Annotated in this window: 15 protein-coding genes; 8 read left to right on the top strand and 7 right to left on the bottom strand. The window is 67.8% G+C overall.

Annotated features, from left to right (window positions below; all coding sequences use genetic code 11):
* The first annotated feature begins 123 nt into the window (after positions 1 to 123).
* The 5 genes from AB0O15_RS23500 to AB0O15_RS23480 all read left to right on the top strand — a co-directional run bounded on the left by AB0O15_RS23500 (position 124) and on the right by AB0O15_RS23480 (position 5901).
* Positions 124 to 519 (top strand): hypothetical protein, encoded by a 396-nt coding sequence (locus AB0O15_RS23500; RefSeq protein ID WP_364322158.1) that lies wholly within the window; start codon positions 124 to 126, stop codon positions 517 to 519.
* Between the two features lie 443 nt (positions 520 to 962).
* Positions 963 to 2549 carry a serine/threonine-protein kinase gene (locus AB0O15_RS23495; RefSeq protein ID WP_364322156.1) on the top strand — a complete coding sequence of 529 codons (1587 nt, stop codon included), beginning with the start codon at positions 963 to 965 and terminating at the stop codon, positions 2547 to 2549.
* A gap of 176 nt (positions 2550 to 2725) precedes the next feature.
* Entirely contained in the window at positions 2726 to 3319 is a 594-nt protein-coding gene (locus AB0O15_RS23490; RefSeq protein ID WP_364322154.1) for a PadR family transcriptional regulator, read from the top strand.
* On the top strand, positions 3316 to 4047 hold the full coding sequence (locus AB0O15_RS23485; protein ID WP_364322152.1) for an ABC transporter ATP-binding protein: 732 nt from the start codon (positions 3316 to 3318) through the stop codon (positions 4045 to 4047). The genes AB0O15_RS23490 and AB0O15_RS23485 overlap by 4 nt, the downstream gene beginning before the upstream one ends.
* Before the next feature lie 30 nt (positions 4048 to 4077).
* Positions 4078 to 5901, top strand: a complete 1824-nt coding sequence (locus tag AB0O15_RS23480; RefSeq protein ID WP_364322150.1) for an ABC transporter permease — start codon at positions 4078 to 4080, stop codon at positions 5899 to 5901.
* A gap of 56 nt (positions 5902 to 5957) precedes the next feature.
* Here AB0O15_RS23480 and AB0O15_RS23475 read toward each other — a convergent pair whose 3' ends face one another.
* The 4 genes from AB0O15_RS23475 to AB0O15_RS23460 form a co-directional block, all read right to left on the bottom strand.
* Complete coding sequence (locus tag AB0O15_RS23475; protein WP_364322148.1) at positions 5958 to 6308, bottom strand: cupin domain-containing protein; 351 nt, start codon at positions 6306 to 6308, stop codon at positions 5958 to 5960.
* A gap of 140 nt (positions 6309 to 6448) precedes the next feature.
* Complete coding sequence (locus tag AB0O15_RS23470) at positions 6449 to 7219, bottom strand: alpha/beta fold hydrolase (protein WP_364322147.1); 771 nt, start codon at positions 7217 to 7219, stop codon at positions 6449 to 6451.
* A gap of 48 nt (positions 7220 to 7267) precedes the next feature.
* Positions 7268 to 9445 carry a hypothetical protein gene (locus tag AB0O15_RS23465; protein WP_364322145.1) on the bottom strand — a complete coding sequence of 726 codons (2178 nt, stop codon included), beginning with the start codon at positions 9443 to 9445 and terminating at the stop codon, positions 7268 to 7270.
* A 210-nt stretch (positions 9446 to 9655) separates the two neighbouring features.
* Complete coding sequence (locus AB0O15_RS23460) at positions 9656 to 10057, bottom strand: hypothetical protein (protein ID WP_364322143.1); 402 nt, start codon at positions 10055 to 10057, stop codon at positions 9656 to 9658.
* Between the two features lie 85 nt (positions 10058 to 10142).
* Here AB0O15_RS23460 and AB0O15_RS23455 point away from each other — a divergent pair, with 85 nt between their 5' ends.
* Positions 10143 to 10634 carry a DUF6461 domain-containing protein gene (locus tag AB0O15_RS23455; RefSeq protein ID WP_364322141.1) on the top strand — a complete coding sequence of 164 codons (492 nt, stop codon included), beginning with the start codon at positions 10143 to 10145 and terminating at the stop codon, positions 10632 to 10634.
* A 1717-nt stretch (positions 10635 to 12351) separates the two neighbouring features.
* On the opposite strand, the gene AB0O15_RS23450 is transcribed toward AB0O15_RS23455, so the two are convergent.
* Both AB0O15_RS23450 and AB0O15_RS23445 read right to left on the bottom strand, forming a co-directional pair.
* Positions 12352 to 12723, bottom strand: coding sequence for a CPCC family cysteine-rich protein (locus tag AB0O15_RS23450; RefSeq protein WP_364322139.1), 372 nt, complete (start codon positions 12721 to 12723; stop codon positions 12352 to 12354).
* Positions 12723 to 18563 carry a polymorphic toxin-type HINT domain-containing protein gene (locus AB0O15_RS23445; protein WP_364322137.1) on the bottom strand — a complete coding sequence of 1947 codons (5841 nt, stop codon included), beginning with the start codon at positions 18561 to 18563 and terminating at the stop codon, positions 12723 to 12725. The genes AB0O15_RS23450 and AB0O15_RS23445 overlap by 1 nt, the downstream gene beginning before the upstream one ends.
* Before the next feature lie 730 nt (positions 18564 to 19293).
* Here AB0O15_RS23445 and AB0O15_RS23440 point away from each other — a divergent pair.
* Together AB0O15_RS23440 and AB0O15_RS23435 are read left to right on the top strand one after the other, a co-directional pair.
* Positions 19294 to 19974, top strand: a complete 681-nt coding sequence (locus AB0O15_RS23440; RefSeq protein WP_364322135.1) for a hypothetical protein — start codon at positions 19294 to 19296, stop codon at positions 19972 to 19974.
* 41 nt (positions 19975 to 20015) lie between these two features.
* Positions 20016 to 26078: a LamG-like jellyroll fold domain-containing protein gene (locus tag AB0O15_RS23435; RefSeq protein WP_364322134.1), complete on the top strand. Its 6063-nt coding sequence runs from the start codon at positions 20016 to 20018 to the stop codon at positions 26076 to 26078.
* A 169-nt stretch (positions 26079 to 26247) separates the two neighbouring features.
* On the opposite strand, the gene AB0O15_RS23430 is transcribed toward AB0O15_RS23435, so the two are convergent.
* Positions 26248 to 26541, bottom strand: coding sequence for a transposase (locus tag AB0O15_RS23430; RefSeq protein ID WP_364322132.1), 294 nt, complete (start codon positions 26539 to 26541; stop codon positions 26248 to 26250).
* Positions 26542 to 26646: the final 105 nt, after the last annotated feature.

Raw genomic sequence — 26646 nt, 5'->3', positions numbered from 1 at the left:
CGTCAGAGTCAATGCGCGATAACTTGTTTTTAGCACGTCGTCCTTACGATGACAAGAATTTCGTCGTCAACCCGATGACGTAGCCCCGGGTCCGCGCTAACACCTCCGCGACGGGCACAGCCCTTGCCGACACTCTGCGGCCTCATCGAGGATCAAAGCCGCGATCGCCGCGATCCGAGAGGCCGCGAGCGAGGTCACGGCAGCTGGTCAGGCCAGCCCCAACGCACCGAGTTTCGCCGCTCAGCCCGCAACCTCGACGAGTACGAGCAGATGACCTCCATGTTCGTCGACCTCTATCCCGACGTCCCGGTACCGAAGTCGGCGTGGCAATGGGTAGAGTCCGCCCAATACCGCCTGATGCGTTCCGGCGCACACCGGGCGTTGTCATGCGTGGACCTGCTCATCTGCGCCTGTGCCGCTGTCCGCGGGCTCGTCATCCTGCACGACGACAACGACTTCGCAACCGCCGCACGGCACCTTCCCGACCTGGCCGAACGACGAGTCCACTCGCTTCCTTGACCTGCCGGCGAGACATCAGGCACGCGCGGCCTGGAACCCCGAATCATCACCGTTGTGAAAGAAAATTCGCCCCTCGCCGCCGCCCTCTTCAGATGACACCACACCTCTGAACCGCGGCAATGTCCACGGACGACGCGACGAGACGACCGACACGTCGAGGGCGAACCCGAGGCACCGTCGGCCACCGCGCGAACGCCTTCGCCGCACGTCAGCCCGGCCGAACCGAACGGCTGGTCTCATACGGGACAGAGGCAACCACCTCGTGCAACTCCGCACAAGGGCGTGACCAGCGGCCCAGCAGCATGGGGTTCCCGCCTGGCCCCGCGGCAGGACAACGAGCGGATCGAATCCGCGCTTTCGTAGACACGTCGTGCACTCGTGGGGCGCCGGGGACTCGTACCCGGAACCTGTTTATTAAAAATCGGTAAAGGTAGATTTCGTTGGTGCCTACAGACGCGGCGAGGGTGATCGCCGGCCGTTACCGCCTGGTGCGGCGCCTGGGACGGGGTGGAATGGGCGTCGTGTGGCTCGCCCGCGACGGGCTGCTCGACCGCGACGTGGCGGTGAAGGAGATGCTTCTCCCGGCGGACGGCGCGGACACCGGCGATGCCGTTGATCAGCTTGCGTCACGGGTGATGCGCGAGGCTCAGGCGGCCGCCCGGCTCCGACATCCGGGCATCATCACCGTGCACGACGTCATCGTCGACGACGGCCGGCCGTGGATCATCATGGAACTGGTCGGTGGGCGATCCCTGGCTCAGGTCATCGCCGAGGCGGGTGCTCTGGGCGAGCAGCAGGCCGCGATGATCGGGGTACGGGTGCTCGACGCGCTCCAGGCGGCGCACCGGCGCGGCATCCTGCACCGGGACGTGAAGCCGTCGAACATCCTGCTCGACGGTGACCGGGTGGTGCTGACCGACTTCGGCATCGCGGCCGTGGACGGCGCCACCGCGCTCACTGCCACCGGGCAGATGGTCGGCTCGCCGGAGTATCTGCCGCCCGAGAGGGTCAGCGGCCGGCCCGCCACGGCCGCCGGCGACCTGTGGGCGCTGGGGGTCACCCTTTTCCAAACGGTGACCGGCCACTCACCGTTCCGCCGTGAGGATGTGCCGAGCACCTTCGCGGCCGTGCTTCACGGCCGCGTCGCCCGGCCGGCCGGCACCGACCGGCTCTGGCCGGTCCTGAAGGGACTGCTCGCGAAGGACCCGGCCCGCCGGTTGACCGCCGACCGCGCCGCAGAGCTGCTGGCGAAGGCGGGGCAGCCGGCCGCCGCGAGCCAGGCGGCGGCTCCGTCGTCTCCCGCGCTGACGTCGCCGTCGGCGGGCGGCACGGTGGCGAGGATCTGGTCGACACGGACGGTTCGGTGGGCAGGAATCCCGGTCGCGATCGCGGTGATCATCGCGGCCGCGCTGATCTGGGTGATGCCGGACGGGCGGGACCGCGGCCCACGAGGCGGCACGGCGGCCGCCCCGTCGCCGAGCACCGTGACATCGTCGTCGCCGGCCGTCCCGCCCGTGCGGAACCTGCCGCCGCCACCGCCCGGGTTCACCACCGTCACCTCCTTCAAGACGTTCGTCTTCGCCTTGCCCCAGCCGTGGGTGGAGGAGAACCTGGTCTGGGCCAATCAGGACGACAGCCGGGCGGGCTCGCTGTTGCGTGCGCGGCCCTCCGTCGAGACGCCGTCCGGGACGGACACGCGCATCTCGGCCGCCGCCTACCTGACGCTCGCGCACGAGAGAATGCCGAAGGGGTCCTATCACCGGATCCGCCTGACCGGCGTGGCGGTGCCGCCCGGCGCGAGCAGCGCGGCCGAATGGGAGTACACCAGCGTGCTTCCTCAGTACGTCGCGAAGCACGGGGAACGACGCTTCTCACACACCTTGACGAGGGCCTTGGCGCTTCCGACCGGGAAGATCATCATGCTCTCCGTCTCCGTCACGTCCGAGTCGGCGGAGGCGCTGGATCGCGACTGGCAACAGCATCGTCCGACGCTGACGCAGATCACCGGCAGCCTGCGACAACTCGTCTGACCGCGTCCGTCGACGACCGTCAGGCGACGAGCGGCCCGCGAGCCGTTATCCAGGTTCTGTGGCGCCATGGGGCGCGTCGGCCGGTGTGGTCAGGCGGCTCATGAATTGACAGTTGTGAGCATTGACCGCGCACCCCTAACGGTTTAGTGTCCAGCCTAACCGTTAGGGGGTAAGCGATGCCGGCAGCCGTGAGCGCGGCGAGCGGCCAGCCGTCGCCGGGAATCCAACTGGGCGTGGTGCAGGAAGTGCTGCTCGCCCTGCTGGCCAAGGAGCCATCGCACGGCTATCAGCTGCGCGCCGGCCTGCAACTGGCGCTCGGCCCGCTGGCCGACGCGCTCAAGGAGGGCCAGGTCTACGTCACCCTCACCCGGCTGGAGCGCGCCGGCCTGGTCAGCTCCGAGCGCGTCGGCCAGGCCAACCTGTCCGAGCGCAAGGTCTACGCGCTCACCGCGGCCGGCCGACAGCGGGTCATCGACTGGCTGGCCGACACGAGCTGGCCCAAGCCGGCCCCGGCCGAGTTCCATCTGAAGCTGGTGGCTGCCGCGGCCGCCGGCCTGGGCGATCCACAGCGGATCGTCGACACGCAGCGGCACGCGGTGCTGGCCGAACTGGCCGCGGTGCAACGAGCGGCGCTGGCCGAGTCGTCCGGCTCGGCGGCCGGGCTGCTGCTGGAGGGCGTCGTGCTTCGCCTGCAGGCAGATCTGCACTGGCTGGAATCCTGCGCCCGATTCTGGACGAAGCCCAAGAAGAGCCAGGAAGGGCGGCCATGAACGCGGTGCTGCGTACCCGCGATCTGCGGATGACGTACGGACGGGGCGCGGGACTCGTACACGCGCTGGAGGGTGTTGACCTTGAAGTCGCACCGGGCGAGACGGTGGCGGTGATGGGACCGAGCGGATGCGGCAAGTCGACGCTGCTGCAACTGCTCGGAGGGTTGCAACGCTCCAGCCGCGGGGAGGTCTGGGTCGACGGCCGGCGGATCGACGGCCTCGGCGAACGAGCTCTCGCCCGGCTGCGTCAGGGCACGATCGGCTTTGTCTTCCAGGCCTTCCACCTGCTGGACGAGCTCACCGCGGTGGAGAATGTGGAGCTTCCGGCGCTGCTGGCCGGCCGGTCACCGTCCGTCGCTCGCCGCCGCGCAGTCCAGTTACTGGACCGGGTCGGGCTTACCGAGCAGTCGGGGCGGCTGCCCGCCGCGCTCTCCGGCGGGGAGCGGCAACGGGTCGCGATTGCCCGGGCGCTGAGCAACGGACCCCTGATCGTGCTGGCCGACGAACCGACCGGCAACCTGGACAGCGCGTCCACCGCCGACGTGCTGCGGCTGCTCGACGGCTTGCGCTCGGAAGGGCAGACCCAGGTGATCGTCACGCACGACGCCCGGGTCGCGGCCACCGCGGACCGGCTGATCTCGATGCGTGACGGAGTGTTCGTCGAGCAGACCCGGCTGACCCACGGCACCGGCGGTCGGCTCAGCCAGCTCGCCGGTCTGGAGGGCTGAGCGATGGGCCGGGCCCTGTTGATCTTTCGGTTGGCGGCGCGTGACCTGCGGCGCCGGCCCGGGCAGGCGGCGCTGCTGCTGGTCGCGATCGCGTCGGCGACCACGACGCTGACCCTCGGGCTGGTGTTGCAGGGAGCGGGGCAGAAGCCCTATCAGAGCACCCGGGCGGCGACCGCCGGACCGGACGTCGTGCTCGGGCTCGCGCCACAGCCCGGCACTACCGTCGACCCCGCTGACCTGAGGAAACTCGTCAGCGAGCCGGGGGTGACCGCGTCGAGCGGTCCGTTCCCGTACACCGAGAAGGTGGTGACCGTCGGCGGTTTCTCGGTGCACGCCTGGCTTCAGGGCCGGGACACCAACACGGCGGCGGTCGACCGGCCGGCGCTGTCCGCGGGGCAGTGGACCCGGCCCGGCGGGGTCGTTCTGGAAGCCGGGTTCGCCGAGTCGATCGGCGCGGGAGTCGGCGACCGGATCGACATCGGCGGCCGCCGGTTCACGGTCAGCGGGATCGCGGTCACCGCGGCTTCCGGGCCGTACCCGAAAACGGGTTTCTCTCCGATCTTCTACGGTGATGCCAAACCCCCGCTGCCCGCCCCGGGCGGCGATCCCGGGCCGGCGCTCGGCGCGCCACCGCCCGACGGGTTCTACCTCGGCCCGGCCGGGCTCATCTGGCTGACCGAGGCGGACACCCGCGCCCTGGCCGGGCCGAGCACACTCGCCTACCTGCTCAATCTCAAGCTCGCCGACCCGGCCGCCGCGCCGGCCTTCGCCGCCACGCACATCTTTGTCACCGAGCAGGCCGTGCTGGCCCCGGCGACCTGGCAGGACCTCGAGGTCATCAACGGCTGGGTGCTCCGCAACAAGCAGTTCTCGCTGATGCTGGGCAGTTCGCTGCTGGTGCTGGTCGCGGTGGCCAGCATCGTGGTGCTGGTCGGCGGCCGGATGGCCGACCAGGTACACCGGGTCGGCCTGCTCAAAGCCGTCGGCGCGACCCCGGCGCTGGTCGCCGCGGTGCTGCTCGCCGAGCATCTCGCGATCGCCCTGGCGGCCGGCGGCGTCGGGTTGACCGCCGGGCGGTTGCTCGCCCCGCTGCTGTCCGATCCGGGCGCCGGGCTGCTCGGCCGGGCCGGCCCCCCGCCGTTCACGATGGGCACGGTCGCGGTGGTGGCCGCGGTGGCGCTGGGCATCGCGGCGCTGGCGACCTTCGTCCCGGCGATCCGCGCCGCCCGGATCAACACCATCCAGGCGCTGGCGGGCACGGTCCGTCCGCCACGGCGCAACGCCCGGCTGATCGCGTTGTCGGCCCGGCTGCCGGTGGCGCTGCTGCTCGGGCTGCGGATCGCCGCGCGCCGCCCGCGCCGCACCTGGCTCGGCGTGTTCGCGGTGGCGGTGGCGATCACCGGGATCGTGGCCTCGCTGTCCGCCCGGGCGAATCGGCTGGTGGAGGCCGCGCCCGGCGTCGATCCGAGGGTTGCGATGACGCAGGGACTGCTGGTGATCAGTGTGATGCTGGCCGTGCAGGCGACAGTCAACGCGATCTGCGTGGTCTGGGCGACCACTCTCGACACCCGGCACGCGGCGGCGCTCGCCCGGGCGCTCGGCGCGACACCCGGTCAGGTCAGCGCCGGGTTGTCGGCGGCGCAACTGCTGCCCGCGCTGGGCGGCGCGCTGCTCGGTGTGGCCGGCGGGCTGGGCCTGGCCCAGGTCCTGGACGACGACGCGCTGGCCGTCCCGCCGCTGTGGCAGCTGGGCGCGGTCGTGCTCGGCACGGCGCTGGTCATCGTGGTCTGCACCGCGATGCCGGCCCGGATCGGCGCGTCCCGCCCGGCCGGCGAGGTGTTGCGGGCCGCTTGAGGGACCGCGCTGCTTCACCGCATGCGGGGCGGCTCAACGGCATCCTGCGGCCCGGGTCAGGTTCTGCTCCAATCCGGTTTGCCGCCGGCGGCGGTCGAGGTCACCTCCGGGCCGATCAGCAGGAAGTGGGCCTCGTCCCCGTCGACGCGGGGGCAGTGCTCGACCCCGCGCGGGATCACCAGCAGGTCACCTGGGAGCAGGGGCACGTCGCCGTCGCGCAGCTGGATCGTCATCTTCCCGGACAGCAGCAGGAAGGTCTCGTCCTGGTCGTCGTGCGCGTGCCAGTTTGTTGACCCGGTGCCTTTCGCCACCTTGAGCAGGTTGCCGTTGGCCGAGGCGAGCACCCGCTGGGACCAGAACTCGGTGAGGCCGGCCGCTTCCCCGGCCACCGCGTATTTCGTGAGCATGCACCCATCCTGCCGCCGTGGCCGGCCGGGCGGCAGTGGAAGGAATGACCAATGCCGCAAGGATCCTCACACCGTACGACCTCCGGGTGGTCGCCCCGCGTCGGCCGACTCGGCCGGCCGGAGGTCGGCAACACCCGCGATCAGCGTCCGACGACCGCTGTCGGCGCGCCCGCGAGCAGGGCGGCCAGTTCCGCCGGGTAGACGAGGTGAGGGAAGTGCCCGCCGGGCAGGACGGTGACCCTCATCCATTCGTCGTACGGGTGAGACGGCTCGGCCGACAGCACCCAGTGGTAGCCAATGCCACGTTGTGCGATCGCGCGCAGTTCGGCGCGGCGCGCGTCGTCGACGACTTCGTTGGGGTTCCGCAGAATGTCGTCCCAGTAACCAAGGAACTGGTCGGCGTGGGGTACGCAGGACTCCACCAGTTCACGCCCTTCCGCGGGCAGCGAGGCCACGCCCATGCCGGCCAGCAGCCGGTCCCACACCTCCGTGCGCCAGCGGGGCCCACGCAGTGCGGGCTCGGAACGGCGTACCAGATCACCGAAGGGACCCAGTGTCAGCGGCTGGTCGAGGTTGACCACTTCGCGCGCGGGAAACCGGGCGGCGTACATCGTAGCCAGCACACCGCCGGCCGAATGCCCCACGACGGTCGGAGTCCGCAGGCCAGCGCTGGTCACCGCGCCGTGGACCAGGTCCGCCAGGGTGGTGGTGTGATAGCCGACATGGCGCGACTCACCGTGACCCGGCAGGTCGAGCGCGAGAACCCGGCGCCCCGGGTCGACCGTGGCCAATTCGCGCAGCAGCGGTTGCCATTGCCGCCGGTCGAAGGTCAGGCCGTGCAGCAGTACGAGCGGAGCACGCTCGTCGGCGTCACCGGTCAGGGTTCCCGCCAGTTGGTCGAAAATCGTCATAACCACAAAGGCGTAACACCGCAGCGTACGAATTGTTCGTTGCCCGCCTCACAGCCGCCAGCGCTCCGGCCCACCCGCGGCGGCCTGGTAGCGCAGCGAGGAGCCGGTGCGGATCGACGCCTGCAGGTGCGCGCCGGCCAGCGGCGCGAGCGACGAGATCCGTTGCAGGGCGGTACGGACCGCACGCGTGACGTTGACCCGGGCGCGCTCTGCTTCGGTGCCCTGTTGGCGAATGCGGCCGCCGAGCCCCGTGGCGTGGCGCAGTTCCCGCACCAGCGCCGAGCGTTCCGCGATCAGTCGGGCGGCCAGGTCGGCGTCACCCGCCCGGTCGGCGGCCGCCAGCCCTTCCTCGATCCGGGCGAGCCGATGACGGAACGCGGCGCGGCCCGTGTCGTCGAGTACGGGACCGGTGGCCGGTGCCCGGAGTCCGGCACCGCCGGCGGCCAGATCGAGCGCGGTGATCTCGCGTCCCGCAGCCGCCAGCAACGCGCGCAGGTGCCGCATGCCGAGGCTGTCGCGGACTCGTACAGTTTCGGCGTCAGCCTCCAGCTGCCAATCCGTACCGTCCCGGCGCAAGATCCACTCCTCGGTGGTTGGCGAGCCGAGGCCCAGGCGTCGAGTGATGTCGCGCGCCCGGTCGGCGTCGCCAGGCCGGCCACGAGCGGCCAGGATCGAGGCCAGCCACGGCAGTGCACCCAGCCGTTCGGCGGTCTCGGCGGCCCGATCGAAATGACCAGCGGCGACGTCCAGGAGTCCCTGGCGTACCGCCAGCCGGCCGAGGTACTCGTCGACCGGCCCGACGATCATGTTGGCGCCGCCCCAGACGACCAAGCGGCCGGCGTACGGTTCGAGGGCCTGGTAAAGCGCCCGCGTCGAGGGCTCGGCGGCGCCGAGCGAGGCCACCAGCGCCAGGTCCGCGGCGGCTCCCAGCCAGCGAGGACCGTCGCCGGCCAGCACCGCGGGCAGCAGCCGGTCGAGTTCCAGCAGCGCCTCGGCAACCTGTCCCGTCTCGGCCATCGCTCGCGCCGCGGTCGCCTCATAGAACTGCCCGGGGAAGCGTCGCGCCATTTCCATCAGCGGTGGGATGTGGTCAGCGCCCGTGCCGCGCAGCAGGGCAAGCCACCCGGTCAGCGTCGCCGTGAGGCGATCTGTGTCGACGAGCCCGATCCGGCGGCCCTGCTCGGCGACCTCGCGGGTCAGCGATTCGGCCAACGCGAAGCGGCCGCGAACGATGGCGAGTACGGCCTGCCGCGCCAGGACGACGACTCCGGCTTCCGGATCGCCGTCCAGCTCGCCGGCTCTGCCGTAGGCAGCGAGCGCCGCCTCGGCGGCATCGAGCTCGCCTTGCTCGATGAGCGCGATGAACCGCCAGAACGTGCCCCGGCGCTCTGTTGCGGCATCGCCGGCGGCGCGGGCGCAGCCGACGATTTGCGAAGCGACGGTGAGACGTTCAGCGGCAGCCGCCGGGTCCCAGAGCGCATGCAGACGGCAATCGAGGACCTCGGCGGTCACACCCGGGTCGCCGGCGGCCCGTGCCAGCGCGGTGGCCTCGTCGATCAGAGCCCGGCGCCGGCCGGTCGTGGACTGGTCGCCGAGCAACTCGCGGGCGAGGCGGGCAAGTACCCGAGCCCTGACCGTAGATGGCAGGGGGCGCGCCGCCGCCTCCTCCAGGAGCCGGACCAACGCCACGTCACGGTCGAGGAACTGGGCCCGCGACGCGGTGGTGAGCGCCAGTTCGACCAGGGTGTCGTTCGTTTCCGGGTCAGTCACCTGCGCGGCGAGTTCGAGTGCTGTCCCCGGCCAGCCCGCAGATGCCAGCCACAGTGCGTGGATCGCATCCGGCGGCAGGCCCGACACGAGTGTGGCCAGCTCGGCCGGAGTCAGCGGTGCCAACCTCAGGTCCACGGCGTGGCCCGGCGGCTGCCCGGTGACAGTGACCAGTACCGCGGTGGGACTGGATGACAGCTGCGACGAGCGTTGCCGTAACTCGGCGACGACGTCCGCGCCACTCCAATCAAGATCGTCGCAAACAAGCAAGCGGGGGCCGCCGCCATCATCGTGGTCGTCCCAGACAAGCCGGCCGAAGGCCCGGTTGACCCGCAGGCCGCGCCCCCGAGCCTCGCGCACGGCCGCGTCGGCGATCGCGGTCTTGCCCGACTTTGGCGGGCCACTCACGGTCAGGTGGCCGCTGATGCCTGCCGCGACGTCGTCGAGCAGGCGACGCACCGCTGCGAGCTCCCGAGCTCTGCCGATCAAGGACACAGGCCGATCTTTACACCTCGGGTTGACCCGTCAGCGGTCACCTGGCCTTGGGACGCCAGCGCTCACCCTGATGGGACTTCGTCTAGCCATTCCCAACCGTCCAGCAACGGCGTTGCATTGTCTCCGCATCCCTTAGAGAGCCGCTTGTGGCGCGCAGCGCAGAAGGTCTGAAATTTACAGCTCTATCCAGTCTCCGACGTCGTCGAGCGGCTGATCGTTGACGAAGCGGTCAATAACCGCCCAGGCCTTGTCCGTGCCGGTAACGACATCGCCGGTGAACTCGACTGGTCCATCAGGTGTCGGGATCTCGAGTGTGTCGAATGGGGTTACTCTGCCGTCCCCTCTGAGCAGCGATAACGTCTGTTCGTCGCTGCCGAGGTGGAGTACAGCATCATCACCGCGAAAGCCAAGCATCAGGGCAGGGTAATCGTTTCCTGCTCGGCGGATGTCGAGATAGCCCTCGCCGCGGGCTCGCAGCTGATCGAACCGCTGGACGAGGTCCTCCGGCTCAGATTCCGTCGACAGGGCAGGAAATCGTCCGGTGTCCGGCGAGGTAGCCATCCATTCCAAGCGCATGCTTCCGCTCCTCCGAAGTGCGTTGTTTCGCCTCTTTCTCTGTGAACGTGCTGTGCCGGCTGACAGAGTTGGGCAGGCTGAGGGCGTGGCTGTTGACGACTTCCGCTGGCTCGGCGATGACGACAGCCCGCTGGGCCGAAACTTCTGCCTGTCCTTCGTTCGCGGGGCAGCACCGGCAGAGGTTACCGAGCGACTTGGCGGCACCCAGACGGTGAACATTGTCGGGGCGAGCCGGCTGCACGAAGCGGCCGGCCTGGTGCAGCTGCGTCCCGATGTCTACGAGGACGGCGTATTCCATACCGACCGGGTGACCGGGCTGGTGCTCGTCGCGGCCGCGAACGTCGGCGAGTGGACGATGATCGTGGAGCCCAACGGGTACCTGTGTACTGACCGGGCAGTGATGGGGGTGTTGTCCCGCAGCGGCGAGCAGCTGACGTTCTACTTCAACGAAAATACTTCGCCGAGCTTCACTCCCGGCGGACTCCCGGACCCGCTGATCACGGTCCTGCGATCGAACACTCACATAAATCGGCAGCAATGCCGACGATCACCCGAGCCGCTAAGCCAGGTCATTTAGCCTACGACGCAGCCTCTCGCAGGCCAATAATGGCACCGGATAGGTCGGCCACCCTACGGAGTAGCCATCCGTACCAAGCTTTCGCAAGAACGCCTCCGTAGCAATTAGAAACGCTCTACCAAAGACGGCTAAATCGACCCACTCCCCCTTCCATTCCAAATATCCGCCCGACGACGACCCCCACTCATCATACGATTCGACAATCGTACATATCTTGCCCTCAAAACGGGAGAAGGTCCATCTGATCTCGCTGGGCTCGTGGTCAAATGACACGTGTTCAGCTGTCGATCCACCCAACATCTTTTCCACCGCAGACAACAGTTCTGCTGGCACATCATTCGTATCGCTAACCGTGCATACATACTGGCCAGATGGCCCACTAAGGCGGAACGAGATCCAACCATGGGAGACCTTGACCCAGTCAAAATTGGGCACTCTTGGTATCTCAGGCACAGGTTTTTCACCTCGGATATGCTGTCCATATTTCCATCGCGAACGACAACCTCAACTCTGGACGTCGACCGACCGGCGCCATCTACCCCCACTGGGGAACCATAGTCAAACTGGTGAATGTGACCCGGACCATTCGGGTTCGGCAGCTCGGGCGAGGAATCCACCCCCGCACGAAGCCGGGTCCCCAATGCCATGTTATCTCCGTTCCAGAGGAAATCCTCGCTAAATTCGCCAGGGATATTCCGTTCGCCTGCCTTTCGGGCCATGTCCTGGGCACCTGGACCATGCCGGTACTCGATATGACCAAGCCGGGCGTCACTGATCACCGACGCTCCGCCGCAGTTGTGCACCAGGACAGGCGTGTTGCCAGCCATCACATAGTACGTGTGGCCGCGACTGCCAATTACGCTACGTCACACCTAACTTCACCTGCGGTTTCAGGCGGGTTCATCGCTCCGAAGAGTCGCGATCATCGATCGTGACAGCAACGGTGACAGCAACCCCCGCGCACGTGCAGGACCGGAGGCGTACCGCTGGACACGAACGAACCGGCGGAGCATGCCCATGCACCTGGAGGAGATCAGCAGCGGCCGGCGCCGGAAGGGTACGAGGCCGCCCCTCCGGTCTCAAGGGCGCGACCGCGTCGCCACAGCGACCGCCCTACGGGCGGCCCTTGACCCCGGAGACCACTACGGCCCCACAGACGCCGACACCACGCGGGCAGACGCCTACGGCGCCCATCCCAGCCACGCCGCCGACCGCCGCCAGGACAGCGGAGCACCACCGAGCGCCCGAGATGTCGGCTTCAGACTGTTTCACGACACTGTGAGCAGAAGGGTATGGCTAAGAAAGCTATACGTAATCAAGAAGGCCCGGCCTAAGGCCGGGCCTCGCTCACGCGCTCAAGGCCTACGGCCCCGCGCGCACGCCCACCGAAGAGAACCATCCACCAGAACGCTCACGTAGCCAGCGACACAAGCCGTGACGGTCGCGCCGTGACGATCGCTCAACAGGACAGTCACCGATGGTGGCGCTGGCGATCGGCGCCCACCGTTGCGCGATAGGCCACGCAAGCCCAAGCCGGAATGAGCCCCGCCGACACTCCATCGATACATTTGCATGCATGCCAGGTGGCTGACAGCAACCGTGACAGCAACCCAGACGACCAACCATGCCCGCCGAAACACTGTGATGCCGAGCGACAACGCACCGCAACAGCACGCCGATAATGCGCGTCATCACATCGATTGCATGTGCCGTACGGTTACTCCGCCATCAATCGGCGCCCTGAATCCCGACGCCAGTAGGTTGGCCTCCACCAAAAAAGGACGGTTCTATCCTGCGGCCACGGAGTTGCTTGGTCGTCTAGGTTCTCGAAATTATCCGTCGCCAAGTCAACCGGTCGGAAACCAGGTTCCTTGATTTTACCTTCGACTCCACGTCGAACAGCTTGATCAAGTTTGCACTGTGATTCAACAAGGGAATCCTTGTTGGCACCACTACCTAGGGTCGGCCAGCGAAGCTGCACAAGATCGTCTTCCCAATCGCAAACTGGGCAAATTTGGTGCGAACCTGGCGGGTCATCAAGGACTAGGTGCCCACAACATACGCACGGAAACAAGGACGCCGATCCCATCACGGCACCTCCACCCCGGGCTGACGGTTGAAGTAGGCCCTTGGATCTTCCACCTTGTAATAAGTCACGATTCCATTTTCACTGCTGATACCGAACTCCCCGGTCTTCGGGTCGACAAAGTAATTCGTTGTGCCGTCCCGCTTCTGAAGGACGCCCGACCTCCGCCCGTCACATGTGCACATGAGATCCTGCGCCGCCGCGTCGTACTCAGCCGGACTTTCGATTTCCATTTCCGGTCCGTGCTTATCAAAGTGAGAGTTTAGATTTCCCTTGCTCGTCCAGCCATCGCCGCCGCAGTTGTGCACGAGGACCGGCGTGTTGCCGGCGACTACATAGTACGTGTGGACGGTGTCGACGGTGAGGTCGTACATCACTGCAGGGCGAACGAGGTTCTGAACCGTTGCGGCGACGGCCCATCCTCGGCCGGCTGTCACAAGCTGCTCGCCGGTCCTGAGCCGGGCTGCGGCAATCCACTTGCGGCGGTCAACACTCCAAAACGGATGGTGCTGGGTGGTGTGCACCGTTGCTACGCCGTCGTTGGTGACAATGGTCAGGTCGGTGAGGTAGACGTCATCGTTTATGAAGAGCCGGTTGACTCGGCGCTCGGTGGTTTCGCCAGTCCGAGGGTCGGTGGCCAAGACTCGGTCGCCTACCTCGACCTGAGATATCGGCTTGGCTGTCCCGTCGGCCATCAGTACTGGCGTGGAGGCGGCGAAGCTGTGGCAGGCCGGCAATTTTGGAGCTTTGGTCAGAAGACGGCCGAGGCCCTCGCTTGCGACTATCGATCCTACGAAGAAGATGATGTGGCCCGCGCACGCTTCCGCGGACGCGTCGGCGGTGCATCCGATCGTTTTGGTGGCCCGGCCGCAACCGCCTCCAGGATCGTCGAGCGCTATGTTGAGGAAGCTGCACTGACTGATATCCCTGACGAACTTGAGCTGCTCCACGCCGGTCGCGGCCAGTCTTTTGCAACTTTCCCAGCCCTGGAACGATGTGGCGCATTGAATGTTGTCACGGGCCTGTTCCACGGTCCCGGCGGCCGTGTTTTCTATGTCGCTGGTGATTGCTTTTTCCAAATCATTGTTGACCTGGATGTCGCGCCTTGAGTTCGAGGAGCCGTGGCTGGTCGATCTCTTGTGAGGACTGCCGTAGTCCGGCAGCTTTTGCATAGCTTTTCGTTCGTCGTTGTAGCGGGGGTCTTTGCCGGCGAGGCCGCTGGGGTCGGAGAGGGTGATGGGATTGTTGCCGGCGTAGGTGTAGCCGCCGAGTTGGTTGGGGTCGGTGGTTTGCAGGAGTGGGTCGGCGCTGATGAAGCGGCCGAGGGTGGGGTCGTATTTGCGGGCGCCGAGGTTGGTGTAGCCGGTGGTGGTGTCTTTGGGGGCGCCGAGGTAGCCGCGTACGGGGTCGGGCCAGATGGTGGGGTTGGCGGTGGATCGCGGTTCGCCGTAGGGCTTGAACTGCTGGCGGGCCAGGGCCTGCGTGGTGGTGTCCATCGCGACGGTCGAGGTGCCGTGCGGGTCGCTGAGCAGGTAGTGGTTGCCGGCGTCGGGGAGGGTGGATCGGATCGCGGCGGTGCCGCCGGCGTGGGTGATGGTTCGGGAGGCACCGAGGATCGTCTTGGGCGTGGTTGTGGTGTCGACGACGATCTGGGTGTTACCGGCGAACAGGGTGGTGCGGCCGGGCTCACGACGGATCAGCTGGTTGCCGTCGGCGTCGTAGAGGTAGGTGGTGGATTGCGGGTTGGCGCCGGTGGTGGCTACTTCGTCCAAGCGGCCTTCGCGATTCCAAGTGAGGGCTTGGCCGGGGCTTCCGTCGGCAGGGGTGCGGGCGACGAGTTGGCCGGTGGCGTTATATCGAAAGGTGCTGGGTTTTGATCCGCCGGTGGTGGCGGTTAGCGTGTCCGGCTGGACGCCGGTGCTGGCGCAGTTGACCTGGCAGCCGTGGATGTATGAGGTGGTGGTGTCGGCCCCGCCGGTTGTCGAGTGCTCGATGAGCTGGGTGCGGTTGCCGGTCTTGTCGTAGGCGAGGCTCTGCCAGTAGGAACCTGGTCCCGAGGCCAGCGACCCAGGCGGTGGCTGGACGGTCGCGGGGTCGGGGCATGCGCTGGCGGAGGTCCAGGCCTGGGTGAGCCGGGCGAGGGTGTTGTACCGGTAGCACTGGGCATCGGCGACAGTGTTGCCAGTCTCGGACTGCTCGTTGGTGATCGACAGCGGGTTGCCAGCCTGGTCGTAGGTGTAGCTGGTCTTGTCGACCTCGGGGCCGATGCCCTTTTCCCGGCTCAGGGTGCGGGTCTGCATCCGCCGGGTTTGGGCGTCGTAGGTGTAGCCGACCTTCGCTACCTGCCCGGTCGAGCCCATGGTGACCAGCGACGGAAGGCCGATCGGGTCGTAGGTGGTGGCGGTGACGTAGGCCTGAGCTCCGGAGGCGCTGACAGGCGACCCGAGCTTGGTGTAGCGGTAGTCGATCTTCTCGCCACTCAGGTTGCCGACCGTGGGTTCGGTCTGGGCGGATAGCAGTTCGGTGTTGGGGGTGTACGCGAAGGATGTCTCGTACTGCACCGGCAGGGGACGTTCCACGGTGGGCAGGGAGAGCCGCTGCCCGAGGGGTTTGCCGAGGATCGAGTAGCCGGTGACGGCGACCGTGTATCCGCCGGTGACGCCGTTGACCCAGCGGGTCGCGGCGGTGAGCTTGCCGATGCGCAGGGTGTCGTAGGTCCAGGACGCGATCTTGAAATCCTGGCCGCGGTCGGTGGCCGTGAGTTTTCGGCCGAGCAGGTCGTAGGTGAAGTCATTCCAGTTGCCGCGGGCGTCGCGGGTCGAGGTGACGTTGCCCGCGTCGTCGTAGGTCGTGAGGCTGGTGCCGGTGTCGGGGTCGACGTGGCTGGTGATTCGGCCCCTGAGGTCGTAGTCATCGACCCATCGGGTGCCGGGGGCGCCGTTGTCGCCGGCTGGGCCGGTGGTGACGGTGTGCTGTCCCGCGGCGTTGTACTGGTAGGTGATGTCCTGGCTGCTGCCGCCGCTGGCGATGAATCCGCTCGTCCGGTTGCCGGTGAGGGCTGGCTGGGTGGTGTATTGCTGCAGGCGGGTGAGCTGACCGCGGGCGTTGGTGCTGCTGGTGGTGGCGACGCCACCTGTGGGAGGAATGACGGTAGTGGTGTCGCCGGTGTAGGCGGTGCGAGTGAACCACGTCTGCCGGTAGTTGTGCTGCTCGGTGACCTGGGTGGCGCGGCCGGCGGCGTCGTAGTCGGTGACGGTGTTCGACGGCAGGTCGACCTGGGAGATTCGGTCGGAGTAGAGCTGGTCCGCCGGCGCCCCGGTAACGGCGTAGGCATTGTTGGTGATGACGGTGCGGCCGTGTGAGTCGTACTGGGCGTTGGTGACCTTGGTGGTGTCGTTCTCGCCGTCGGTCTGCGTCTCGAGTGGACGCAGCAGAGCATCGAAAAGTGTTTTGCTGGTCGCGTAGAGAGGGTTTGTCGCATCCTTCGGTCGTTCGAGCAGGGTTTTGGTGGTGACGACGTTGGGGCTGTCGGCCGAGATCTTGTAGGTATAGATGAGGTTGGCCTCGGCACCGGTGGTCTTGTTCTTGTTCGGTAGCCACACGGCGGTGAGCCGGCCGAGCGCGTCGTAGGTGAGAGAGGTCTTTTGACCGGCAGCGTCGACCTTGGAGATGGGTAGTTGTCGGGCCTGTTCCATATCGACCGAGGAGAGGTGGCAGTCCTTGGACGAGACAGTGACTGCGGAGCAGTTCACCCCGGCAGCGGCCTGGGTGACCGTGTCGATTCGCTGTGGCAAGGCGCCGGCGGCCGGTGTGTATCTGGTGTAGGTCTTCTGGGCGAGGCTGGCCGTGGTGGTGCCACCGGCGGGTGTGGTCGAGTGCGGCGTACGCGTGGTGGTTATCGCGCGGCCGTAGTTGTCGTAGGTCGTCGCGGCCATGTCGATGAAGCCGCCGCCGGTGGCTCCGGACGCGCTTGAAGCCTGCTGAACCAGGGTTGGGTTGCCCTTGCTGGGCCGGGCCGGTGAGGTCTGGCCGTTGACCGCGAAAGCGTTGCCGTCGTACGACGTGCGGGTGTGCGAGACCAGGTTGCCGGAGGGGGTCGCGCCGGCGTTGGGGCAGTCCTGGTCGGTGGTGATGCTTTCGGCCGGGACGACGAGGGTGGTGGCGGCGCCGTCGAGGTAGCGGGTGAACATGCACTGGGTGATGTTGCCGGCGGCGCTGGTCTCGCCGCGGTCGGCGACCTGTGTTGTCATGCCGGTCGTGGTCTGTCCGAGGGTGGTGTTGTAGAAGGTGCCGGTCTCGGTGCGGCGCCACCCGTAGGACGCCTTCTGCCGGGTGAGTGACTTGATGGTGCGGACCATCTGCGCGGTTTGCGCCGGCAGGCCGGTGCGGCTGCGGCTGGCGGTGGGGCCGATGATGGTCGGCACGGTGACGGTGGCGGTGTCGACGGTTCCGCCCACACCGTTGTAGGTGAGTGTCTCGAACTCCCGTCCCGCGTAGGAGTTATGGTCGGCTACCGTGACCTGCTGGTCTCCGCTGACGAGCGGCTCGGCGACGCGACTGCGCCCGTCGGGCAGGGTGTCACCGTTCATGCCGCGGAAGTAGATGGTCCTGGTCAGCGTCTTCTGGTCGTGGGTGTTGACGCCGTCGGTCTTGTGGAACACCGCCGGGTCGCCGGTGGTGACGTCGACCTCGGAGTAGCCGCGGAACTGACCCCACGTGCGGTATTTCTTCTTCACAAGCTCGTTGTCGTCGTAGTGCCAGCCGGGCTCGCCCGGGTAGCCGTACTCGGTGATGAGGGTGACGGGGCTGCCGTCGGCGTAGCGGTTGTGGCGGTCGAGGGTGGTGACCCGCTTGACCCGGTAGGTGTGGAACCAGTCGATCATCGGACGGGGCTGGCCGACCGGAGTCCAGTAGATCGGCTGGCAACCGGTGGTGTTGGTCGAGGCGAACCGCTGCGCCCGGGTGTCCTTGTCGTCGTCCGGATCACTTGCCGGCAGGTTCGGGCAGGCCGGCGCTTCGTAGTCGACGGTTGTCTCCGCACCGTACTCGGTGATGATGTTCTTGATCCTGTTGTGGTACATCGGCGAGTTGATATTGACGTCGACCCGGTTGGGCAGCTGTTCGGGATTGAACCTCACTGCGGGCAGCTCCAGGTCCGCGCCGGCTTCGCCGAGGCGGGACAGTCCGGTGCGTTGAATGCTGTCGAGCCACAGGGTGGGCGGGTGGTCGCCGCCGTCGGGGAAGGTCTGGGTCAACTCGTAGCGGTCGACGAGCTTGGTGGTGCCACCCGACTGGATCTGGGTGGTGATCGAGGCCAGCCGCTTGCGGGACCAGAAACTCGGTCCATGGTTCTGGCAGTTGGTCGCGGTGCGAGCGCAGTTCAGGTCGATCGGGGTGTCCGGCCAGTACTCCGGATGTGTGACGGTGAACCGGTCCTCGGCGCAGTCGTTACCGGCCGGTGCGTCCTTGATGCACCGTTCGGTGGTGTTGAAGAGCACCTGCGCCGGGGCGGTGGCGCTGTAGATCGTCGACGGGGTGAGGCCGTAGTCGATGCGGTAGAGATAGCCGCCGCGGGTGTACGGCGCCGCGTCACCCTTGGCGTTGGCACCGTAGAAGCCGGCTTCGGGCTGGTAGTAGTAGGCCATCGCGTTGCCGTTGAGGTCGACGACGTAGTCGAGGTTGAACCGGTAGCCAAGAGTGCAGGCGGTGACAGCGAACGCGCCGTCCGGGCAGTCGTCGACGCCGCCGTCGTGGGCCTGGTAAACGGGCACGGTGTAGACGGAGTCGGTGGTCTTCTGGTCGGTCCAGCCGGGCAGCCGGTTCAGGCCGAAGTAGTACTGCACCCCGTTCTCGGTGACCCGGAAGTACTCCTTGTTCCTGGTGTTGTTCTCGGCCCCGGTCAGGCTTTCGATCTTGGTGGTGGAGTCGTCGTCGGCCGGCCGGAAGGTGTTGGTGTCGTCGTCGTAGACGATCGGCGTGGACTGCCCGTTCAGCGACAAGGTCAGGATCTGGCCGTACCAGCACAGGTCGCCGCTGCCCTGCGGCGCGCCGGAGCCGTCGACCTCGCTGCACGACTGGTAGGAGCGTTCGATGAAGTTCTCGGTGGAACTCCAGCCGTCGCCGATCCATGACGACTGATTGTTGGTGCCGGCGGTCCGCGCGTCCTGGGTGGTCGAGTCGTAGCTGAGCGAGACGGCCGGGGCAACGCCGGCGATCGGCGGCGGCACCGCGATCGGGTAGCTGTAGGTGAACGCTCCGGTGTTACCGCCAGCTGACCAGGTTCCCCCCGGCGACAAGCTGGTCGCCTTGTAGTCACCGTCTGACCCGTCGGTTGTCGACGTCGCCGCGAGCACCGTCGCGCCCTGGCCCGCGGCGGATACCGGAACTGTCGCGGTGAGCGGCGCCGTCGCCGCGGTGGGCAGCGGGGTCTGGGTCTGACAGTCGGACAGCTGCGGTGTCGTCAAGACGCAGGCGGGCATCTGCACGAGGTGCAGGCGGGATGCGTAGTCACCGCCGTAGGCGTGGCGGAAGGTCGCGGCGTCGACCTGCACGCCGACGCTGCCGGTGCCAGCGGTGGCGGTCACGCTGAACAGCACGCCCCGGATTCCGGCGGCCTGGGCGGTGTTCTGGTCGGTCGTGGCCGCGCGCACCTGCTGTGGCGCGGCGCCGATGCGTGGTCTCGAGACCGAGATCGGCGTCTTGCCGGCTCGTACGGGGGCGGCGTCGGCCTCGCGGCCGTCGGCCTTGCCGGCCACGGGCAGACTCACCGTTACCTGCTGGGCTCCGGGCAGGGCCGCGCTGCCGCCGGGCGTGAACGTCGGGTACGCGGGCAGCGGTGTGACCTTCGCTGGTTTGCGCGGCGGGGACAGCTTCATCGGCGGAGTCGTCGGCGGCGCCGGGATGCCCGGCGTAGCCGGTGCCGCGGTGGCTAGCTGCCCGACGGTGAGGCTGGTAGCCACCAGGAGAGCGGTGATCGCGACTGCGGTGAGACGCCGCCTTCGGCTCTGCATCCTTTTCCTGCCAACGATGGTGGACAGCATGAGCTCCCGCCTTCTCCGTGTGTACCGCACCGCGACAGATCCATGCCGGACGATCTCCAGCGCGGCGCGCTCAGGTTACGGTCCACAGTGGCTCTCGCGCTGTCCGAGTTTGCTCCGTAATGGACTTTTGAAGCCGAGATTCCTCTCTGTGATTGAAACCACACTCTCCGCTTTCGGCATCATGAGGGTCGATCTCATCGCTCGCAGCGGATGACAATGACGACCCGGTCGCGTCGGTGGTGATGCGATGCCCCCATGAAGGAGTCCCGAGGCATCATGGTGTCGCTCGCGCCGTCCCAGCGTTGTCTTTCGTGGACCATGACCGTGATTGCCGCGCTGGCCGGCGGAACGCTGGCTGTCGCCGTCCCGGCGCAGTCGGCTATGGCTGCGACTCCAGGCTTGGCCGGCAAGCGTGCCGAGCCACCGGCCGACCCCGTAGCGGCAGCGGTCGCCAAGGCTCGCGCCGAGAGCCGGCCGGTTCCGGTGGACCGGCTGACCGACGAGTACTCGACGACCTCGGCCAACCCGGACGGCACGCTCACCACCGCCCATTCCTCGAGCCCGCAGCGGGCGAGACGAGACGGAACTTGGGCGCCGATCGACACGACGCTGGCCCGGCAGAGCGACGGCAGCTACACACCCCGCGCCGCGACGGCCGGGCTGGTGATCGCCGCCGACCGCTCCACCCGCCTGGTGACGATGACCGAAGGCAGCCGGCAGATCTCGTTCACCTGGCCGCAGGCGCTGCCCGCCCCGGACATAGCCGGCGACACCGCCACCTACCGGGAGGTCTACCCAGGCGTCGATCTGCAGATCACCGCGGACCCGACCGGCTACTCGTCGGTCCTGGTGGTCAAGACAAGGGATGCCGCCGCCAACCCGGCGTTGCGGACGATCGACTTCGGGCTCACCGGCCGTAACGTGCACCTCCGGGAGAGCGCCCACGGCGGCGCCGAAGCCGTCGACGTCGTGGACGGCGGGCAGGTCTTCCACACCGATACCGCGCTCATGTGGGACAGCACCCCGCGCACTGCGGCGAGCAGGACCACCGGAGCCCGGCCGGCCGGCGACGTGCCGGGCGCACAGCAGCCGGGCCGCAACGTGGCCGAGGTGAAAATCGACATCGAGGACGGCAAGCAGCAGCTGACCCTGGACCGGGATCTGCTGACCGGCCCGTCGACGATCTTCCCGGTGTACGTGGACCCGGTCTGGTCCGGTTCACCGTCACCGTCGCAGCTGAACTGGGCGCGAATCTCCACCAACGGCTGGAACCACTACAACTCCACGTCCAAGACTTCCGGGACCAGTGCACGGATCGGCCTGGACGACTGGCCGGAAGATGGCGGCGCCGGGGAGACGGCCCGCACCTACTACCAGATGAACACCTCTGGCATCAAAGGCGCGGAGATCTTCGCGGCCAGCCTGTACGTACAGCAGCGGCATGCCGCCTCCTGCATCAACACCGCCGCGGACGTATACGCCACCGCCCGGCCGAGCGCCTGGAACTCGTCCGCGCTGAATTGGGGCAAGCAACCCGCCCACAAAAGTAATCTGCTGGCCAGCGCGAGCGGCCGGCAGGTGGACTGCAACACCTCGAAGGAGCGAGTCAGCCCGGCGAGTCTGAACTTCAACGTGCTCAGCTATATCAAGGCCGCCTCGACGAGCCGGATGAGCAACGCCACGTTCGTCGTGCAAGCCAAGAACGAGAACGACAAGTTCTCGTGGAAGCAGCTCGCCTACGGCGGCGGAGCCACCTTGTCGGTCACCTACAGCTACAAACCGCAGTTCCTCAACGGCACCGGCGCCCCGCGGCTGACCCCGGCGATCATCGACAACGGACTGCTCCTGACCACCACCCAAAACCCGACGCTGCACGCGCAGGGCTTCACCCCCAAGGCCAACGGCCTGCAGGAGAACGTACAGATCGCCTACCAGGTGTTCAACGCGGCCGGCACCAAGATCCTGTCTGGGTACGGGCCGGCCAACGGTTACAACCTCACCGGTAGTCCCTGGCAGGTGAACTCTGGCCTGCCGGAGGGCAACTACACCTGGAAAGCGGCTATCAAGAACGCCTCCGGGGTCTGGGGCGGTGTCTGGTCGGCCACTCAGGCGTTCACCGTCGACACCAGCAAGCCCAACCCGCCGGGCATCAAGTCGACCCAGTTCCCGCCCGATCAGCTCGGTAGCGGCTACACCGACCGCGGCGTCTTCGAACTGGTCAACGACAAGACCAACAACGTCAGCGCCTACCTGTTCACCCTCGACGGCGACCTCAGCAGCGTCACCGCGGCCAGCCCGAACATCAAACCCTGGACCAGCACCACCGTGATCCAGCCCGGCCTGATCTACCGCGCCACCGCCGACAACGCCGCTGGGACGGCGCCCGCCTCGGACTTCGTGCTCAACGGCTTCGCCGGGGTCACCTTCGCGCCCGCCACCTCCGGCCAGCACAGGGTTGCCGCGAAAGCCCTCGACCGGGCCGGATCCACATCCACCCAGACCATCTACTCCTTCTACGCCGGCAACAGCACCCCGATCTACGCCACCGGCGACAAGCTGATCAGCGGCTGGACCGCCACCAACGGCGACGGCAGCACCACCGTCGTCCCGGCCGCGACCACCACCAGCCGAACCGGCACCCTCGCCGCCCAGGTGTCCCGGCCGGGCCGCTACTACATCAGTGGCCAGCAAGCCATGCTGGCCAACCAGTCGACCACCAGCAAGGTCGCCAACGGTGACAGCGCCACCTTCTACATCAACGTGCCCACCACCGGCCCCTGGGAGATCGGCGCCAACTTCACCACCGCCCAGGACTACGGCACCTTCACGCTGACCTTGGACAAAGGCACCGCGAACGCCACGAGACTCGACAAGGGTGCCGGCACGGGCATCGACGCGTACAGCAGCACGGTGCTGACTAAATATCTCAACTTCGGCATCGTTGAGGACGCGTCCAAGACACCACGCGAGCTTGCCGCTGGGCTGCACAGCATCACCCTCGACATCACCGGCAAGAACACTGCGTCGACCGGCTTCCAGGCCGGCATCGATGCCTTCCGGCTCGCCCCGAGGATGACGTGCCCGATCAACAACACCACCACCTGCTTCAACAACACCGCGATCAGCACCTACACCGCCGGCACCACACCCACCGTCACCCCGGCCGACGCCACCGGCAACGGCACCAGCCTGGACGCCGCCGGCCTGCGCGCCGCCGGCTGGACCCCCGGCAGCACCGTCACCGTCAACGGCGCCGCGATCACCCTGCCCGCCGCCTACGGAACCGGCGTACGCGACAACATGCTGGCGACCGGCCAGATGGTTACCATCCCCGCTACCGGCGTGGTCAACAACGGCAACGCCGTGGTCCTGACCGGATTCTCGACCGGGGCGATCCCAGCCGGTAAGACCGGCACCATCACCTACGGCAGTGGCTGCGACCTGACCAGCCAGCCCTTCACGCTGGACGCGATCACCGACTGGGCCGCCACCGCGCCCGGCGACTCCGTGCTCACCTTCCCGCGCCGCAACAAGAGCAACGCCACCCAGGAGAACGTGCCGGTCAGCCTCTTCGCGATCGCCGTGCCCCTGCTCTGCCCCGGCGTACCGGTCACCAGCATCACCCTGCCGCTGATCTCGAACGAACTATCGGCCAGCACCTCGTCGCTGCACATCCTCGGCCTCGGCATCCGGCCCACCTCCACCACCGGCAGCAGCAATCCGGTGCGCTGGACCGGCAGCTGGGCCACCGCCCACGACACCGCCGCCGTCAAACAGGCCAACGGCAGCACCACCATCGACGCCACCCTCAACAACCAGAGCGTCCGCATCCCCGCCCAGCTCAGCATCGGCACCGCCGCCGGCCACCAGATGCGCGTCCGGCTGACCAATAGCCTCGGCAAAACCCCGGTCGCCTTCGACGCCGTCACCCTCGCCCTGCGTGACAACGGCTCCGCAGCCGCAGCCGCCCCAACCCCGGTCACCTTCAGCGGCGCCCGTGCGCTCACCCTGCCCGCCGGCACCGACCGGCTCAGCGACCCGATCTCGCTGGCCGCCCCCGACCGGGCCGATGTGCTGGTCAGCTTCAAGGTCCGCGGCGCCCTGACCACGCTGGCCGGCCACCAGGACGGACGCACCCCCATCTACGTCAGCGCCGCCGACAACATCGACCACACCGGCGAGAAAGCCGCCACCAGCTTCACCCAATCCAGCATCCTCGGTACACCGTTCCTGGCCGGCGTCGACGTCACCACCACGGCCGCGCACCCCGCCGGGTCGGTCGTCCTTTTCGGTGACCAGACGGTAAACGCCGACACCGCCACCGCCGACGGTCACAACCAGCTCGACAACCGGCTCGCCGAGGCCCTCGCCGCCGCGCCCGCCACCGGCAACACCGTCCCGTTCGGTGTCCTCAACCTCGGCTCCAGCAAAGCCAGGCTGCCCGCCACCACCGGCGAACCGACCACCGCCACCGCCGCCGTCGACCGCGCCATCCTCAACCAGAGCAACGTACGAGCCGTACTCATCTCCGCCGGCTCCAGCGATCTGCTCGCCTGCACCGCCGCCACCGCCGAGGCCTGCGCCGGCCCGGTCCGCGACAAACTGGTCGCGCTCGCCGTGCAGGCACGCCGGTTCACCACCGACGACGCGAACGACCTGACCCGCATCCCGCGGACCCAGAACGGGACCGGTGCGATCAAGGTCTACGTGGCGACGCTGCCGCCGTTCGCCACCACTGCCACGCCCACGCAGGAGACGGCTCGCAAGGCGGTCAACGACTACATCCTGGCCGTAGCCGGCAGCAACAACCTGCAGAGCAACACTGACGGGCCCGTCGACTTCGCCGAAGCGGTCTCCACCGACAACGACCACGCCTCCGCCACCACGCGCGACGAATACCTCAGCACCAGCAGCCCGCGAGTGCCCAACAACGACTACTACCAGGCCCTGGCCGAGCAATACCTCAACGAAGTTGACGGTGACGACTGGGTCACCGAGGACCAGACCGGCGGCACCGATCCCGACGCCGGCCCGGTCGCGGTGTGGACGTTCGGCGACGCCGCAGGCGCCACCGCCGTCGACACCGGCTACGGAACCGGAGCGGACCAGACCACCCACGACGCCGCCCTGCACCAGGTGACCTGGGGCGCAGGCCGCATCCCACGCCGGACGGCCGGCGCCTTCGACGGCACCGGCAGCTACGCCGACACCGGCCTGAACACCAACACGGTCCAGAGCTTCACGATCTCCACCTGGGCACGCCTGACCGACAAAACCAGCGACCGCGTCGTGTACGCCCGCGAATCCGACGACGGCTTCGCCTCGCTGAACCTGCGCTACCAGCAGTTCACCGACCGCTGGGTCGCCCAAATGCCCTCAGCAGCCGCCGGCGGCACCGTTACCTGGCGGGAAGCCCTCGCGACCGAACCCGCCCGCACCGGCCTCTGGACCCACCTGGCCGCCACCTACAACGCCGATCTCAACACCCTCACCCTCTACGTCGGCGGCGCCGCCGACAGCCGGGTCGAGCAGGTCACCGCGTTCAACGACCCCGACGGCCCCACCTGGATCGGTCGCAGCGACACCAGCCGCTTCGCCGGCGACATCGCCGACCTGAAAATCTGGCACCGCACCCTCAACGACGCCGAACTCGACACCGAAGCCGCCCCCACCCCCGTCGCACGATGGGAACTCGACGACGACACCGACCCCGCCAAGGCCGTCGACTTCACGCGCGAGCAGAACCACGGCACGCTCGTCGGCGCAGCCACCTACACCGCTCCTGGCCACCGCGAAGGAGACCTTCGAGCAGTACGGCTCAACGGCACAGACGCCGCCATCACCGCGCCAACGCTGCTGCGCACCGACCAGTCCTTCACCGTCGCCGCCTGGGCCAGACCCACACGCACCGACGGCACCTACACCGTGCTCGGCCAGGACGGCACCAACACCGGCCGGTTCACCATCCAATGGAACCATCAATGCAACTGCTGGCGATTCGTCAGCGCCGATACCGACCAGGCAACAACCACCACCAGCCAAGCCGTCTCACCGGCCGCATCACCCGTCAACACCTGGACCCACCTCGCCGCTGTCTACGACGCGGCAACCGGCGCCATGACTCTCTACGTCAACGGCCGAGCCGCCGACACCGCGACCATCACCGCGACGCCCTGGAACGCCACCGGCTCTTTCACTGCCGGACGCAGCCGCCGCAACGGCACCAACACCGAATGGTTCCCCGGAGACATCGACGCCGTACGCGCCTACCAAGGCACGCTCACCCCCGACGCGATCCACGCCCTCAGCGTCAGCTAGCCGCGAGCGCCGCCCACAGCACCAGCCCGTTGCGCACGCCAGCCTCCATCGCGCCGACACACAGCGCGATACCCGCGCCGGTGTAACGCCACAGCTGTTCCCGTTCCCCTCTGTCGGGTCCGTAACGCGAACGGCTCTGTCGCACTTTCGGTGGTGACGGTGGGTGAGGTTATCCGAGCAGGATGCGGTGGCGGAGGAGAGTGAATCCTGCTCTTCCATACATTTGGCGTTTCAGCAGTTTGGTTTTGGTGTTGACACCTTCAGTCGTTCCATTGTGGTGGGGCAAGGTGACGGCGGCGTCGACTGCGTCGCGGTCCCGGTCGAGTCCGCGGGTGAAGGCGTGCAGGTGTGGCAGGTCTTCTTCGCGCGTGGCGCTGATCCAGGCGGTGAGCCGGTCGTTGTTGGCGGTGGCGGGGCGTAGGAGCGCGGCGAAGGAACCCACGAGGCTGGCGAGGGCGGTCATTTCCGGGCAGGCGGAAGCCGAGGAAGTTGAACCCGTCCGCGAGGTAGACGACCTGCGTCTTGGCCGGGGAGAGAGTCAAGCCCATCCCGGCCAGGACCTCGCTCA

The sequence above is a fragment of the Actinoplanes sp. NPDC089786 genome (assembly GCF_040684855.1).
Lineage (GTDB): Bacteria > Actinomycetota > Actinomycetes > Mycobacteriales > Micromonosporaceae > Actinoplanes.
This window is presented reverse-complemented; position numbering and strand designations above follow the sequence as displayed.

Bases quoted from the DNA above. Each gene is read 5' to 3' on its own strand.
- AB0O15_RS23490 (WP_364322154.1), top strand. From the start codon at position 2,726: ATGCCGGCAGCCGTGAGCGCGGCGAGCGGCCAGCCGTCGCCGGGAATC.
- AB0O15_RS23485 (WP_364322152.1), top strand. From the start codon at position 3,316: ATGAACGCGGTGCTGCGTACCCGCGATCTGCGGATGACGTACGGACGG.
- AB0O15_RS23475 (WP_364322148.1), bottom strand. From the start codon at position 6,308: ATGCTCACGAAATACGCGGTGGCCGGGGAAGCGGCCGGCCTCACCGAG.
- AB0O15_RS23470 (WP_364322147.1), bottom strand. From the start codon at position 7,219: ATGACGATTTTCGACCAACTGGCGGGAACCCTGACCGGTGACGCCGAC.
- AB0O15_RS23460 (WP_364322143.1), bottom strand. From the start codon at position 10,057: ATGCGCTTGGAATGGATGGCTACCTCGCCGGACACCGGACGATTTCCT.
- AB0O15_RS23450 (WP_364322139.1), bottom strand. From the start codon at position 12,723: ATGGGATCGGCGTCCTTGTTTCCGTGCGTATGTTGTGGGCACCTAGTC.
- AB0O15_RS23435 (WP_364322134.1), top strand. From the start codon at position 20,016: ATGAAGGAGTCCCGAGGCATCATGGTGTCGCTCGCGCCGTCCCAGCGT.
- AB0O15_RS23430 (WP_364322132.1), bottom strand. From the start codon at position 26,541: ATGACCGCCCTCGCCAGCCTCGTGGGTTCCTTCGCCGCGCTCCTACGC.